Source organism: Rhizobium sp. AC44/96 (assembly GCF_001692185.1).
In the GTDB taxonomy this organism is placed as follows: Bacteria; Pseudomonadota; Alphaproteobacteria; order Rhizobiales; family Rhizobiaceae; genus Rhizobium.
In genome coordinates this window covers 22979-36976 of the sequence record NZ_LXKO01000005.1, presented here as the reverse complement: position 1 = coordinate 36976, position 13998 = coordinate 22979, and the positions used below count along the sequence as shown (strand labels likewise).

Here is a 13998-nt window from a genome sequence, read left to right as displayed (position 1 = left end):
CCATCAGGCGATTATGCCGAGCGCCCGCTTGACCATTGTTGCCGTTCGGCACACGTCCTCGACATAGCGATCGACCGCCTGTTCGGTGGCCCTTGCCTCGGCATGGGTCGAGCGTACGAACCGGATCTTGGTGCCGATGCGCGCCTGGCCTAGGCGCCACAAGTCGCTTTCGATCACACCCGCGATCTTCGGATATCCGCCAGCAGTATTTGCGTCGCTCATCTGGATGATCGGTTCGCCGCCGGGGGGAACCTGAACGACCCCTGGGACAACGCCATGCGAGCGCATTTCCACCGGCGCCTCCGGCTTGATCGGCTCGCCTGACAACCGATAGCCCGTCCGATCGCTCTGCGAGGAGATGCGCCAAAGCTGGCTCCAGAACCGATCGGCATCGCTGACAAAGAGCACGTGCTCCCCTGCTGGAATTGCGCGAATTGGCAAGACATCGTCCGTCGCAGCGGGAAAGAAATCCCGTAAGGCGACAGCAGGCTCGACGACAGCGATGGCGCGCTGAGGCAGATTGCCGTCAACCGGGATTGTGGCAAGTGCGTCGCCTGCCGCAAGCGGGCGCCCGTCATAGCCCCCAAAGCCGCCACGCAACGTCGTGCTTCGCGACCCCATGACCACAGGCACGTCCACGCCACCGGAAAAGGTGATATAAACGCGACCCAGACGGCGCGGTTGGCGTATTTCCAGGACATCGCCCGCCGCTGCCCGGTGGATTGACCACGCCATCACGTCGCGCTCGTTCAGGAGCAGTGCGCCATCCGCGCCTGTGACTGCGAAATCCGTGATGGCGGAGAAACGGATCTTGAACGGGAATGTCTGCACTTCGATAGCAGCGGCACCCTGCTCGTTGCCAAGCAAGACGTTGCCTGTTCTGACCGCCAGAGGATCCATCGCGCCGCTCGCCGAGACGCCGATGGCGCGATAGCCGGGGCGTCCGAGATCCTGAACCGTGTTGAGCGGACCCGTTTGAACAATCTCGATCACAACTCGATCCTTTCGGGAAGAAATCGTACGGCATCGCCAGGCGCCATCAGCGCGGGGGTGGAAGACGTCGGATCGAACATCTCCTGGTCAGCGTGACCGATCGAGTTCCAGCCATTGGGGCCAGTCAGCATCGCCACTCCGGTCTGCATGCCCCCGATGGTCACACAGCCCCTCTCCATGCGCAGCGAAGGGACCTTCTTGCGCGGCATGTAAATGCTTGGATTGAGCCCGTGCAGGTAGCCAAACCCCGGTGCACTCCCGAGCGCGAACACCCGGTAACTTCCCTCATGATGGAGCCTGACAACTTCGCGGTCGCTCAGGCCTGAGTGATCACAGATAGCGGCGAGATCGGTGGCATATTCGCCGCCGTAGACGACGGGGATTTCAATCGTCTTGCCCTTGAGGTCAACGCTGCGCGCAGCCTGCCAGGCCGCTTGGAACCGCTCGACGAAATCCTCAGGATATTCCGGCGTCTGCTTCAGGATCGCGAGCAGATTGGTCATCCCAGGAATGACCTCCCCGACGTCGTCCCATGCCGCCACCGACCGCGCGACCGCCCAGATCAGACGCTGCGCGGGCAGGTCGAAATCACCCGGCGCCTCCAACAGGAAAGACCTGGCGCCAATAAAGGAAATTCGTGCACCATCCCGCACGACTGATGGTCCATCGTAGCTCGACGAATGATTGCTTGGCTGGATCGTCATGACGTTTTCTCAAGCTCGAAGAGGGGCGTTCCGAAACCGATCAAGTCCTCTGGTTCGGCATGCTTGCGCCGCAGAATGCCGGCAGAAGAAGCGAGCATTGGAACGAGGATGGGGCCGATGACCATGAAGCCGAGGGGTTCGCCCTGCATGACCTCGCGCTCTGTCTCGCCAGCGGCCGCAGCAGCCGGGCGGAAATAGCCCGCGATTGGTGCCTTGATCACAGCACTATCCGCAGAACTCACGGCAGACGACGGTGCCGAGTGGGAGATTGCAGCGCTTTTGCCTCCTGAGACCACGATCCGGAGGTGGCCATCACGTGTCGTGATCTCCACCCCTTCGACCCCCGCCTTTGTCAACGCGTCGGATAGGGTCGCTATTGTCACCGGGTCGGTAAGACCGATCGTACTCATGCCGGTCTCCTCGTCTTGAGCCAGTGCTCGAGGTAGTGGATGTCGGTCTCGCCACGGCCGAACCCATCGTCATCGAGGATGGCGCTGAGGAACGGCAGATTTGTTGAAATTCCACTGATCCGCGTGGCGGCCAAGGCATCGCGCATCTTGACAATAGCCGCGGAGCGGGTTTCGGCGTGGACGATCAGCTTGGCGATGAGTGAATCGTAATAAGGCGAAACCCGATAACCCGCATGGATATGAGTATCGATGCGAATGCCCGGGCCCTCGGGGAGGTTTAGTTCGTCGATAACGCCGGCCGATGGCAGGAAGGTCTCTGGGTCTTCGGCATTGATGCGGCACTCGATCGCGTGGCCTTCACATCCGATCTCGGCCTGGCCAAGGGTCAAAGGCATTCCCTGAGCGATTGCGATCTGTTCCCTGACGATATCAAGACCGCTCGTCATTTCCGTAACGGGATGCTCGACCTGCAGTCGGGTATTCATTTCAATGAAATAGAACCGTCCGTCCTCGTAGAGAAACTCAAACGTCCCTACGCCGCGATAGCCTATCTGGCGGCAGGCTTCGACGCAGGCCTGCCCCACCGGGCCGATCAATTTCGCCGTAATCCCGGGAGCCGGAGCTTCTTCGACCACCTTCTGATGCCGGCGTTGCATCGAGCAATCGCGATGACCGAGCCATATGGCATTGCCGTGACGGTCACAAACCACCTGTATCTCGATGTGGCGTGGATGCTGAAGAAATTTCTCCATGTAGAGCTCAGCCGAACCGAACGCCTGGCGCGCTTCTTCGCGTGTCAGCGCAACCGCTTCGTGAAGTTGCTGAGGCTCAGAAACGACGCGCATGCCGCGCCCGCCGCCACCACCCGCGGCCTTGATGATGACAGGATATCCGATCTCCCGCGCAGTGCGATCGATCAGGCCGCGGTCATCGGGAAGTGCTGTGTCTGGACCGGGAACACAGGGCACGCCTGCTGAAATCATGGCACGCTTGGCGGCAATCTTGTCGCCCATCGTGGCGATCGCCGATGCGGGCGGCCCGATGAAGACGAGACCCGCCCGGTCGATGGCTTCGGCAAATGAAGCCTTTTCAGACAGGAAGCCGTATCCGGGATGGATCGCACCGGCACCTGTGAGCCGCGCGGCCAGGAGGATCGCGTCTTGATTCAGGTAACTCTTGGCGGCCGGCGATGGTCCAATGCAAAGGAAATGTTCGGCCGCGTCGCCGTACTTCGCCAGCCTGTCCGCCTCGGAGCAGATCATCACGGTTTTTAGGCCGAGTGCGCGGCATGCCTTCTGGATTCTGGCAGCGATCTCACCGCGATTGGCGATCAGGACAGTGTCGAAAGGAGCACTCGCTTTCTCAATGCCGACAGGGGCGCTCATGCGGCAATCTCCGCGAGTGTGTCACCGGTTTCGACCTCTGCTCCGTCGATGTCGGTCAGTTTTGTAATACGCCCCGCGCGCGGTGCCGTGATGCGATTGAACACTTTCATGGCTTCTATGATGAAGAGGGTCTGCCCCTCCTCAACCGTGTCGCCCATTTTGACAAAAGGTGGCTCATCGGGCGCCGGCGTGCGGTGCAGGACGCCGAAGACGGGAGCGGATACGGTGTGCGATGTCGCGTTGTCGGTCGGAACTCCGAGCGCTTCCCCGCGCTGCGCTTGTGGTGCAGGGGTATCCGCCGCACTGTGATCGCGCGTGCGGAAGATCCGAACCGTTGTCCCTTTTTCCGCGACGGACAGCTCGGTGACATTCGACCGCCCCACAAAGTCGATCAAGGTCTTTATCTTCTCAAGATCCATCAGCATCTCGGTACATTGGAATGCAATTATCGATCACGGCGCGGCGCCGAAATCGGTCATTCAATTCCTAGCATGATGCTTCCGACGATGGGGTCAGACGAAGTTTTGATGACCGGCAGATTCTGAGCGGCGACCGGAGGCTCACAATTTGATCTCGGAGATTTCCGTCATGTCGGTCTTCGATCTTGGCGCTACGCCTCGAGCGCTTGATGGTGGATACGCATCGCAAACGTAGCTACCGCGTCGAGATCCGCTCGCTCCTCAGTCTCGAAATCTTAGATCGTTCACGGCTTCACGGGAGTAATCTGATCGCAGTCAGTGCAACTGGCGACACATCGCGAGAGACATTGCGTCCGCGCATGTGAATGCCAAACATTGCCTGCGTTAATATTAGCGCGCCCGACGGACCGCGCGGACTTTGCCGCTATCACCGCCACCGCAGTAGAGACGATCACCCCCATCGGACTCAAGCCCTGACACCGTGAGACCGGGCGGCATCTCGATGAGTTCCAGCACACGCCCGCTCTCAGGCTCAAGGTGCCTGATATCGCTCTGCTCGTCCTCCCAGGTGGCATGCCAGAGTTCGCCATCGATCCACGTCACACCGGTAACAAACCGGTTGGAGTCGATGCTGCGGAGAAGCGCACCGGTTTCCGGATCGATCTGATGGATCTTTCGACCGCGATAGTCTCCAATCCAGAGCGTCCCCTCCGCCCAGGCGAGGCCGGAATCGCCCCCCTTGGCGGGCGTTGGGATCGTCTTCAGCACCGTACCCGTCTTCGGATCGATCTTCTGGATTTGTCCTTCCGCAATCTGAAAGAGATAGCGTCCGTCGAAGGCCGTACCAGCCTGTGCGGCAACGTCGATCGAGCGCACGACCTCGCCGGCATCGGGATCGAGCGCATTGAGCCTGTCGCCCGAGGCGAACCAGACATGTCGGCCGTCATAGGTGACACCCGCCACGTGATTGACGTCAGGAAAGGGACCATATTCGCGAAGTATTTCAGCCTTGCTCTGTTTCATTGGTCTATCCTACTGATTGGCAGTGGACCCGGGAGTAACAAAGTTGACGGGAAGCCGGGCAGCGACGGGATCGTCCATCGGCGTGCCGGCCCTCGTCCGAACGATTGTACCTTGCCTGCTTCGGCGAGCGCATCAAGGGCGCGCTGCACGGTGCGCGGACTCGATCCGATTGCGATCGCCAACGCTGAACTCGACCAGGCCTCCCCATCCGCGAGGAATGCGAGGATCTCGCCATTCTGCTCCTCGACGGGTGGCGCCAGGATAATCACGTTGGTGGCGCGCCGAGGGGCGAGCACGAAACCGTCCTTGGTGGCGCTGATGTCGGCGATGCGATGAAGCTCGCCGCGGAGCCGCCCAATCTCGACACGCAACCTTGCACGATGGGAATCATCGGCGTCCTTCCCCTTAAACGCCCGGGCAACCAGGATGTGCCGCGACACGTCTGCCGGCCAGTTCGCCGCCAGCGCATGCACCAGCGCGAACAGCACCGGGCGCGTCGTCAGCGAAACGATCGCGTCCCCGTCTCGCACGACATAGCGGCATGCATCGACCACAAGCGCACCTGATGCCAGTACCGTCTCGACTTCCTGCAGCGTCAGGAAGCGTTCCTCGCCCTGCCCGACCAACCGTGCCACCGGCGCTTTGAGAACTTCGGATGCTCTGTCGACCTCGGCGCTCAGCGAAGGAATGCCCGACTCGCGCGCGGCGTTTCCTGCGCGATGGAGCGCCGCGCGTGCAACGTCGGCCTTGAGACGGCGGATGGCGATCCCTGCGGTGGCGAGTTCGTATCCCGTTCGCAAGGAGGCCGGAAGCTGTATTGGATCGAGGCCAACAAGCAGCCGTTCGGCTTCGTCGAGATGGCCGATGAGGAGCAGCCGCCTCGCTTCGAGATGGCGCGCATGCGCCGCGTTCAGGCGATCGCCGTGAGCTTCCAGCACTTCTCGAGCGGCGGTCAGCGTCTTGGCCGGCCAGGCAAGATCGCGCGAGACCAGTGCGATTTCTGCTTCGGCGACGAGACAGCGCGCCCGCGCGACAGCGTCCCTCGGCCCGAAGGCGCGGGCCGCCGTCTTCAGGAGGACCTTCGCCCGGACGAGATCACCAAGCTGCGCCATGACGATGCCGCGAAGCGCGAGCGCAGGCGCATCGTCTCGCAACGCCACCCTCTTCAAAGCACCAAGGAGATCGCCGGTCGCAAGCAGCCTCGCTGCGGCGGTGATCACCTCGTCCATCGAAATCCCGCCAAACTTGTAACTCCCACCCTCTCCCGCTTCGACCCTAGTCTGCTCACGACCATCAAGCGACCGCAAGGGGCGGTACGCTGCACCGACAGAGATCAAGAGGAGAAGTACAATGACGATGCACATCACAGGCACACGCGAGGAGTGGCTTGCCGCGCGGCTCGACCTGCTTGCGGAAGAGAAGGAACTGACACGGCAAAGCGATATGCTGGCAGAGCGCCGCCGGGCACTGCCATGGGTTCGGATCGACAAGGACTACCGGTTCGAGACCGCCAAGGGCAGCGCCTCCCTCGCCGACCTCTTCAATGGTCGGTCGCAGCTGCTCATCTATCACTTCATGTTCGGGCCCGATTATACGGCCGGATGCCCCTCGTGCTCATCGATCGCGGATGGTTTCAACGGCGTGGTCGTTCACCTGGAAAATCATGATGTCGCCTTCAACGCCGTTTCCCGCGCGCCTCTTCCGAAGCTCGAGGCCTTCAAGGAGCGGATGGGATGGACATTCGATTGGGCATCCTCCTTCGGCAGCGATTTCAATCTCGACTTCAGCGTCCTGTTCACTGAGCAGCAACAGCGTGAAGGCGGGATTGAGTATAACTATCGTCGCGAGCCGCCGGCACCAAAGGCTGCGGGCCAATCCGTGCAGGAATGGAAACTGCGCGGCAGCGAAACCCCTGTCGGCCAGATCGCCGCGATGACCGGAACCGACGTAGCCACCTATACACGCGACAGGCCAGGCATCAGCGCCTTCGTGCTCAAGGACGGCGTGGTCTACCACACCTACTCCAGCTACGCGCGCGGCGTCGACGGCATTTGGGGCGTCTATCAATGGCTTGACCGCGCGCCGCTCGGCCGAAACGAACAAGGCATCTGGTGGCGCCTTCACGACGAATACGGCCAAGGATGAGGTCATGGTTTACGCCAACCGAACACGGCAAGGCCCCGGGACGACGACCGGCACTGCGGCAAGCATCGCCCGCTGGCTGTGCCTCGCAGCGGCGCCGACCTTCGCCTTCATGGCGATTTTGACCTTGGCAAGCGGCGGAACAGACATGATCTGCTCCGCAATGCAGGGCACCTTGCCAGTGGATGGCATGACGACCATGTACCTGTTGATGGCCGCCTTCCATCTACCGCCATGGTTGCGAATGATGTCCGGCCGTACGGTCGAGACAGAGCGGCACTGATGCCCGGTCGGAGTCATCATCTGGCGTCAACGCTGCCTAGTCTAGTTCACCACGCTCTTTCCCGTGGTGCCAAGGCTGCTGTCGAGCTTCTGCGCGGCGAGGACAACCTCCAGCCGGTTTCGCGCATCCAGTTTTTGCATCAGGACAGTCATGTAGTGCTTGACGGTTTTCTCGCTGATGTCGAGCGAGGAGGCGATCTCGCGGTTGGTGCTGCCGCGCATCAGGTAGGCAACGATCTGCTCCTCGCGGGCACTCAGCCGTGCAGAGGTCTGCGCTTTGCGGCGCAGCGACTCCGTTTTCATCGACATGATGACCTTGGTGGCAAAGCCGGGGGTGATGAAGGTGTTGCCCGCATGAACCGTCTTGATTGCCTCGTGAAGGTCGGCGGCAGTACTGCCCTTCAGAACATAACCGGAGACCCCCAGGCCCAATACTTGGATGGCCGTCTCGATACTTGAACTTGCCGTAAATACGATGATGCGCGTGCGCTGATAGCGTTGAGCGATAATCTCAATCACTGCAAGCGGATCGCCGGGCATGCTCAGATCGAGGACGATCACGTCAGGACAGAGTTCGTCGACGAGCTGTAACGCGTCAACAGCGTTCTCGCCGCGACCAACGATGGAAAGATCCGTTCGATTTGAATAAAGACTGACCAATCCTTCAAGTAGTATTGGATGATCATCCACGAACGCCACGGAAATTACCATGTTGCTCTCCCACTCATTATCTCCGACAGTAATATAGCCCATCATTACTATATTAGTAAGATAACACTTATGGGTGACGCTGCAGTAAAATGACAAATACACCTATTGGTCTTGCCGGCAGGCCCTGCACTATTCCTCCCTGAATGCCTTCATCATCTGGTCGGTGAACGGCTTGAGGATGTATGACATCGCGGTCCGCTCCGCGGTCTGAACGAAGACTTCGACAGGCATTCCTGGCAGCAGCTTGTTTTCCTTGAGCATGTGCGCATCGTCGAGGGAGAGCGTTGCAAGATAGTAGGGTTGGCCGGTGGTTCGATCGAGGGTCGTAGCGGCGGCGATGACGTCGACCGCGCCGTGGAGCTCCGGCGTCGTACGCTGATTGAACGCGACGAAGCGCATCCGTGCAGCCTGCCCGGTCGTGACACGATCGATATCAACGGGGGGAATACGAACCTCGACCGTGAGGTCGCCGCCGTCGGGAACGACCGACATGACGGTTGCCCCGGGGGCGATGATGCCGCCGATCGTGTGGATCTGAAGGTCGTAGACGAAGCCGTCGACGGGCGCACGGACTTCCATCCTGCTCATTCTGTCGCGCGCGGCGACCTCGCGCTCACGCAGTTCGGCAATCCTGGCCGAGAGGACGACGATCTCGGTCTGCGTTTCCTTCCTTGTGGTCTGATCGATGGAGATCAGCTTCATGTTGAGCTCGCTGATCTGACCGGCGGCTTCGGCGATCTTCGCGACTAGTTCGCCGCGGCTTCCTTCAATGCGGGCGCGCTGGCGCAGCAGATCGCGCTTCTGCGCGATCGGCACCAGCCTGTTCTGCAGAAGCTTTTCCATCTTGACCAGCTCCTGCTCGACGATCTCCGCCTCGCTCTCGTTCGACCGGTTCTGAGCCTCGAAGCCACGTACCTGCTGCTCGAGCTGGCCGATCTGCAGCCGCAGCTGCTCCTTCTGGTTGGCGATCATCCGGCGATTTTCCTCGAACAGCTTCTTCTCCCCGGCAATGATGGCGGGGCTAAGCGCCAGCGTTTCGAAGGCGATGCCGTCGGCCGCATCTCGCTCTGCCATCAGTCGGGCGTGGGTGGCGACAAGTTGCTGTATCTGTGCCTGGACGATCGAGAGTTCGACGCGTGTCTGGGTGTCGTCGAGCACCAGGAGAACGGCGCCCTTCTTGACCTGGTCGCCGTTGTCGACCCGGATCTCGGCGACGATCCCGCCGTCGCGATGCTGGATCGTCTTCACCTGCTCGGAGACGACCACCTGGCCATGGGTGATCACGGCACCCGACAACTTGGCCTGCGCCGCCCACCCCCCGACGCCGAAGACCAGCGTCCCGGCCAGCAGTCCCGAAACGATGACCCGCGAGGAGATCCCGAACTGGGCATTGCGCTTCGTCTTGTCGTTTGTCCTTGCTGTTGTCGTCATCTTTGATTCCTCCCGAAATATTTCATCGACGCAGGGCAGATTGTCAGGCTTGGTTAACGGCATCTTGGGTGCCACCATCCAGTGCGGCGAGAATGAAGTCCTGTTGCGTCAGCTCGTGATGACCGCGCAGCAGGATCTGGATGTCGTCGTCATCGTCGAGATCGACGATGGTGCGCACGACGGTCCGCGTGTCGTCGCCCAATGCTTCGTAGAAGAAGCTTACGCGGCCGATCTGCGGCGACGCTCCATCGAGCTCCAGGCCCGCGAACATCAGCGTACCCGCTTGGCCCGCAAAGGCGGACAGATCGAGGCGATCGCCAACCTGGAAGTCCGTGATTTCGTCCCATGCGTTGCCGTCATTGCGTGCTGCGGCAACGGAGTGGAAGACGAAGACATCGTCACCGTCGTTGCCGGTCAGAACGTTGACGGAGATCGACGCCACGAGCACATCGTCGCCCCTACCGCCAATCGCATTCTCGACGCTTTTCAGAACATCGTTGCCGATTTCCGAACTGGAGGCGGTGCCGAGTTCGAGGTCGATCACGACCCCTGCGATGGTGGCCGACGCATCATAGACGTCGTTGCCGCTGCCGCCGTCGATCTCGTCATTCCCGTCGGTGTCGCCGTCCATGTGGGCGATGACGAGGAAGACATCGTTACCAGTGCTGCCGTAGAGGCGGTCGTTGCCGTCGCCGCCAACCAGATGGTCGTCGCCGCTGCGTCCATCGAGCCGGTCGTCGCCAGCCCCGCCATAGAGGATGTCGTCGCCGCTGCCGCCGGAGAAGCGATCGTCGCCGCGACCGCCGTGGATCGTCTCGAAGCCGAGGATGGTATCGCGGCCGATCTCCTCGCTCTCCGTATAGCCGGCCTCGATATCGGCAATGACCGCCTTGACGAGTGCCGACAGGTCGAGCGTGTCGTACCCGTCACCGCCGTCATAGATGTCGTTGCCATCATCGACGTCTGCGTTGCCGATCGCTGTAACGATGACCGTATCATCGCCGTCGTTGCCGCGGACTGTGTCGTCGCCACCGCCGCCGCTCAGTCGATCGTTGCCGGCTCCCCCCTCCAGTGTATTGTCTCCGTCGTCCCCGGCAATTGTGTCGTCAAAAGCGCTGCCCTCGACGTTCTCGATTTCCGCAAGGCTGTCTGTGCCGATCGCGGCACCGGTTGCTGTCCCAGCCGCAAGGTCGACCACCACGCCGCCTGCGGCAGCGCTGGCATCGTAGGTATCGTCGCCTTCACCGCCGACATAGGTGTCGTCGCCGTCGCCGAGCACCGTCCCGGGCGCGATCGCCGGCTGTCGCGTATCCTCCTCGACCAGACCGGCACGGAAGCGGTCATCCCCGGTTCCGCCAAGTGCCACATCCTTGCCGGCGCCACCGGCAAGATCGTCGTCGCCATCACCGCCATCGAGCAGATCGTCGCCCGCTTCGCCAAGCAGAGTATCGTTGCCCGCTTCGCCGAAAAGGCGGTCATTGCCGGCGCCGCCATAAATGCGGTCATCACCTGCCTCGCCCATCAGACTGTCATTGCCGTCCTCGCCGTGAAGATGGTCATTGCCGGCGCCACCGAAGAGGACGTCGTTGCCGCCGCCACCGAACAGTCGATCGTTACCGGCTTCCCCGTGGATCAGGTCGTCGCCATCACCACCAAAGACGGTGTCGTCGCCATCGCCGGCAAAGATGATGTCGCGGCCCTCGCGACCGTAGACGAAGTCGTCGCCGCCCTTGGCGGTGACCAGATCGTCTCGGGGCGTGCCAAGCAACCGGTCATCCGCCTCGCTGCCGTCGACCTCATGTGGTGGCGCCTTCAGAAGCGACATCACGGATTGCGTGACAATGTTGCCCTTCCCATCGGAAACCTGGTAGGTGAAGGTGACATTGCCGCCAAAGCCGCGCTCTGGCGTATAGAGCCAGATGCCGTCACCATAGGCAGTGATCGCTCCGCTCGAGACGACCAGGTTGCGCACATCGAGCTTGTCGCCATCGGGATCACTGGTCTTGGCGAGCAGGTCGTCGAGAAAAATCAGCGTCGACAGGTTAACCATGCCGCTGGCAAGGATGTTGCGCCCGAGCGAGACCGGCAAGCGGTTTGCACGTTCCTCGTGGTCATCCCGATCCTCGTCGTCATCGTCATCAGGCTGGTGGCCACCGCCGCTGCCCGTCTGCCCGACCGGCTGGCGCCCCGAGCGCACAACAGCAGACGGAGGAAAGCGGAAGCTCTCGCCGCTAATATTGATGCGGCCTTCGTTATCGTTGGCATTGTAAGATCGAAGCACGGTATCGGCGAGGTTGGGCGAGCGAGAAAGCGGCGCGTCCTCGAAGCTGAGGCGTACGGAGGCAACGTGGCGGCCGCGAGCGAAGTTTGCTGTACTCGCCATCAGTTCATCGGTCATCTCGCGCAGAAACGCGGCGACATCCTCGATGGCTGCAAGGTTGCCATTTGTACCTGCGATCCGCGGCCCCGCATCACTTGTGTTGCGTGGTGGCGTCGCCGGGGCCGCGTCTTCCTGCTCGCTGCTGCCGAGTATGACGCCAAGCGTCCCGAACAGTAGCGGCAGCGAATAGAGCCGGCGATCAGCGCCCCTGGATGGGCCCTTGCCGTTGCTGTTGCCGAGGTCATCGTCCTCTGCGAGACGGAAGCGGTTGGCCGGTGCCACGCTGGCCTGACCATCGTCCGGTAATCCCAGGATCAACTTGTCGCCCATAACGAACTCCTTGCTCTCTGGCTTGTCGCCTATTCAGCGGCAAGCGGCTTCGCGCTACGGCCGGCTGCAGCCTTCTTTTCCACGACCAGCGGGCGGACCTTGGTGGGCTGGATGATGTCGTCCTTCGGCCCGAAGGCGGCCAGCCGCCCGTTCTGGACGAGCCCGACCATGTCGACGGCGGCAAGAGCGCTCGGCCGATGAGCGACGATGACAACGATGCCGCCGCGCTCGCGTACCTTCGCGATCGCCTTGCTGAGCGCCTCCTCACCCTCGGCATCGAGATTGGAGTTCGGCTCGTCCAGCACCACCAGGAAGGGATCGCCGTACAAGGCACGTGCCAGTCCGATACGCTGGCGCTGCCCGGCCGACAGCGCTGTGCCATGCGGACCGAGCTCGGTCTGGTAGCCGTCGCGCAGATGCACGATCAACTCGTGAATGTCCGCAGCCTTGGCAGCACGGATGATCTTGCGGGCATCCGCCGTCTCGGCAAAGCGCGAAATATTCTCGGCGATCGTGCCTTCCATCAGCGCCACATCCTGCGGCAGGTAGCCGACATTTTCGCTGAAGAAAGCCTCGTTCCACTGGCTGAGATCGGCCCCGTCCACCCGTACGGAGCCACGTAGCACCGGCCAGATACCGAGGATCGAGCGCGCCAGCGTCGTCTTGCCGCCGCCCGACGGGCCGATCAGCCCGAGCGCCTGGCCGGCCTTCAGCGTGAAGCTGACGTCGCTCAGAAGCACCGCGCCGCTGGTCGGCGCAACGGTGGTGATGGCATCGACCGTCAGACTGTCATGCGGGGCCGGCAGCTCGACATGGCCGCTCTTGTCGTTCAGCACCGCAAGCGTCTCAGTAAGCCGATGATGACTGCGTCTGGCGCTGACCACGCCCTTCCACTGGGCGATGGCCAAATCGACCGGTGCAAGCGCTCGCGCGGTGACGATCGATGACGCGATGATCGAGCCGGAAGACAGGTCGCCGCGGATGGCAAGATAGGCGCCGAGGCCGAGGATTGCCGATTGCAACATCATGCGCAGCACCTTCGACAGGCCAGACAGCGTACCGCCGATGTCGGAAGTTCGCGTCTGACAATCGAGGTGACGCCGGTTGGCCCGCTCGAAGCGGTCGACTGCCCGGCCAGTGATGCCCATTGCATGCATGATGTCGCTGTTGCGGGCGTTGGAATCGGCCACCGAGTTGCGGGCAACCGTCGCCTTCAGCATGGATTGGGAGTGGCGCCGAGTCAGGAGTTCGGCGGCGATCGTCAGCAAGGTGAGCACCACCGCGCCACCGACGGTCAACATCCCGAGCATTGGATGCAACAGCCAGACGAACACCAGATAGATCGGCATCCAGGGCAGGTCGAACAATGCCACCGGCCCCTGGCTGGAAAGAAAGCCGCGTAGCGTGTCAACGTCGCGGCCGCGCTCCATCGCTTCGGAGGTCGAGTAGCCGAAACGCGGCATCTCGATCACCACCTTGTGGGCGATCGGCGCAAGTTCCGCATCGAGGCGCGCACCGAGCCGGATAAGGATCTGCGAGCGGATGATGTCGAAGACGCCCTGGAACAGATACAGGCTGATCGCCAGCACCGACAGCGCCACCAGCGTCGAGATCGAGCCGCTGGTCAGCGCCCGGTCGTAGATCTGCAGCATGTAGAAGGCGCCGGTCAGCGCCAGAATATTGATAATACCCGAAAGTCCGAAGAGGTAGATAAGGATACCGCGCAGTCCTTCGATCTTGTATTGCGGCTCGATCTTCTTCTTGGTCATGGCATGCCCCTCTGCTTTG

13 protein-coding genes are annotated in these 13998 nt (G+C 61.7%); 2 read left to right on the top strand and 11 right to left on the bottom strand.

From position 1 onward, the window contains the following. Window positions 1-3 precede the first annotated feature (3 nt). The 7 genes from A6U87_RS07760 to A6U87_RS07730 form a co-directional block, all read right to left on the bottom strand. A complete protein-coding gene (locus tag A6U87_RS07760) occupies window positions 4-993 on the bottom strand; it encodes a biotin-dependent carboxyltransferase family protein (protein WP_065690682.1) in 990 nt (329 codons plus the stop codon). Then, entirely contained in the window at window positions 990-1697 is a 708-nt protein-coding gene (gene pxpB, locus A6U87_RS07755; protein ID WP_065690681.1) for a 5-oxoprolinase subunit PxpB, read from the bottom strand. Before pxpB ends, A6U87_RS07760 begins: the two co-directional genes overlap by 4 nt. After that, entirely contained in the window at window positions 1694-2107 is a 414-nt protein-coding gene (locus A6U87_RS07750) for an acetyl-CoA carboxylase (protein WP_065690680.1), read from the bottom strand. The genes pxpB and A6U87_RS07750 overlap by 4 nt, the downstream gene beginning before the upstream one ends. Beyond that, on the bottom strand, window positions 2104-3492 hold the full coding sequence (locus A6U87_RS07745) for an acetyl/propionyl/methylcrotonyl-CoA carboxylase subunit alpha (protein WP_065690679.1): 1389 nt from the start codon (window positions 3490-3492) through the stop codon (window positions 2104-2106). The genes A6U87_RS07750 and A6U87_RS07745 overlap by 4 nt, the downstream gene beginning before the upstream one ends. Continuing rightward, window positions 3489-3911 carry an acetyl-CoA carboxylase biotin carboxyl carrier protein subunit gene (locus tag A6U87_RS07740; protein WP_065690678.1) on the bottom strand — a complete coding sequence of 141 codons (423 nt, stop codon included), beginning with the start codon at window positions 3909-3911 and terminating at the stop codon, window positions 3489-3491. The genes A6U87_RS07745 and A6U87_RS07740 overlap by 4 nt, the downstream gene beginning before the upstream one ends. Window positions 3912-4301: 390 nt before the next feature. Then, window positions 4302-4934 (bottom strand): PQQ-binding-like beta-propeller repeat protein, encoded by a 633-nt coding sequence (locus tag A6U87_RS07735; protein ID WP_065690677.1) that lies wholly within the window; start codon window positions 4932-4934, stop codon window positions 4302-4304. After that, on the bottom strand, window positions 4931-6163 hold the full coding sequence (locus tag A6U87_RS07730) for a DNA-binding protein (protein ID WP_065690676.1): 1233 nt from the start codon (window positions 6161-6163) through the stop codon (window positions 4931-4933). The genes A6U87_RS07735 and A6U87_RS07730 overlap by 4 nt, the downstream gene beginning before the upstream one ends. 121 nt (window positions 6164-6284) lie before the next feature. On the opposite strand from A6U87_RS07730, the gene A6U87_RS07725 reads away from it, so the two are divergent. Next, window positions 6285-7079 carry a thioredoxin family protein gene (locus tag A6U87_RS07725; protein ID WP_065690675.1) on the top strand — a complete coding sequence of 265 codons (795 nt, stop codon included), beginning with the start codon at window positions 6285-6287 and terminating at the stop codon, window positions 7077-7079. Between the two features lie 4 nt (window positions 7080-7083). Continuing rightward, window positions 7084-7359, top strand: coding sequence for a hypothetical protein (locus tag A6U87_RS07720; RefSeq protein ID WP_065690674.1), 276 nt, complete (start codon window positions 7084-7086; stop codon window positions 7357-7359). 41 nt (window positions 7360-7400) lie between these two features. On the opposite strand, the gene A6U87_RS07715 is transcribed toward A6U87_RS07720, so the two are convergent. The 4 genes from A6U87_RS07715 to A6U87_RS07700 form a co-directional block, all read right to left on the bottom strand. After that, on the bottom strand, window positions 7401-8069 hold the full coding sequence (locus A6U87_RS07715; RefSeq protein WP_065690673.1) for a response regulator transcription factor: 669 nt from the start codon (window positions 8067-8069) through the stop codon (window positions 7401-7403). 129 nt (window positions 8070-8198) lie between these two features. Continuing rightward, a complete protein-coding gene (locus tag A6U87_RS07710) occupies window positions 8199-9500 on the bottom strand; it encodes an HlyD family type I secretion periplasmic adaptor subunit (protein WP_065690672.1) in 1302 nt (433 codons plus the stop codon). A gap of 43 nt (window positions 9501-9543) precedes the next feature. Next, complete coding sequence (locus tag A6U87_RS30575; protein WP_065690671.1) at window positions 9544-12210, bottom strand: calcium-binding protein; 2667 nt, start codon at window positions 12208-12210, stop codon at window positions 9544-9546. A 29-nt stretch (window positions 12211-12239) separates the two neighbouring features. Continuing rightward, window positions 12240-13979 carry a type I secretion system permease/ATPase gene (locus A6U87_RS07700; protein ID WP_065690670.1) on the bottom strand — a complete coding sequence of 580 codons (1740 nt, stop codon included), beginning with the start codon at window positions 13977-13979 and terminating at the stop codon, window positions 12240-12242. Window positions 13980-13998 lie beyond the last annotated feature (19 nt).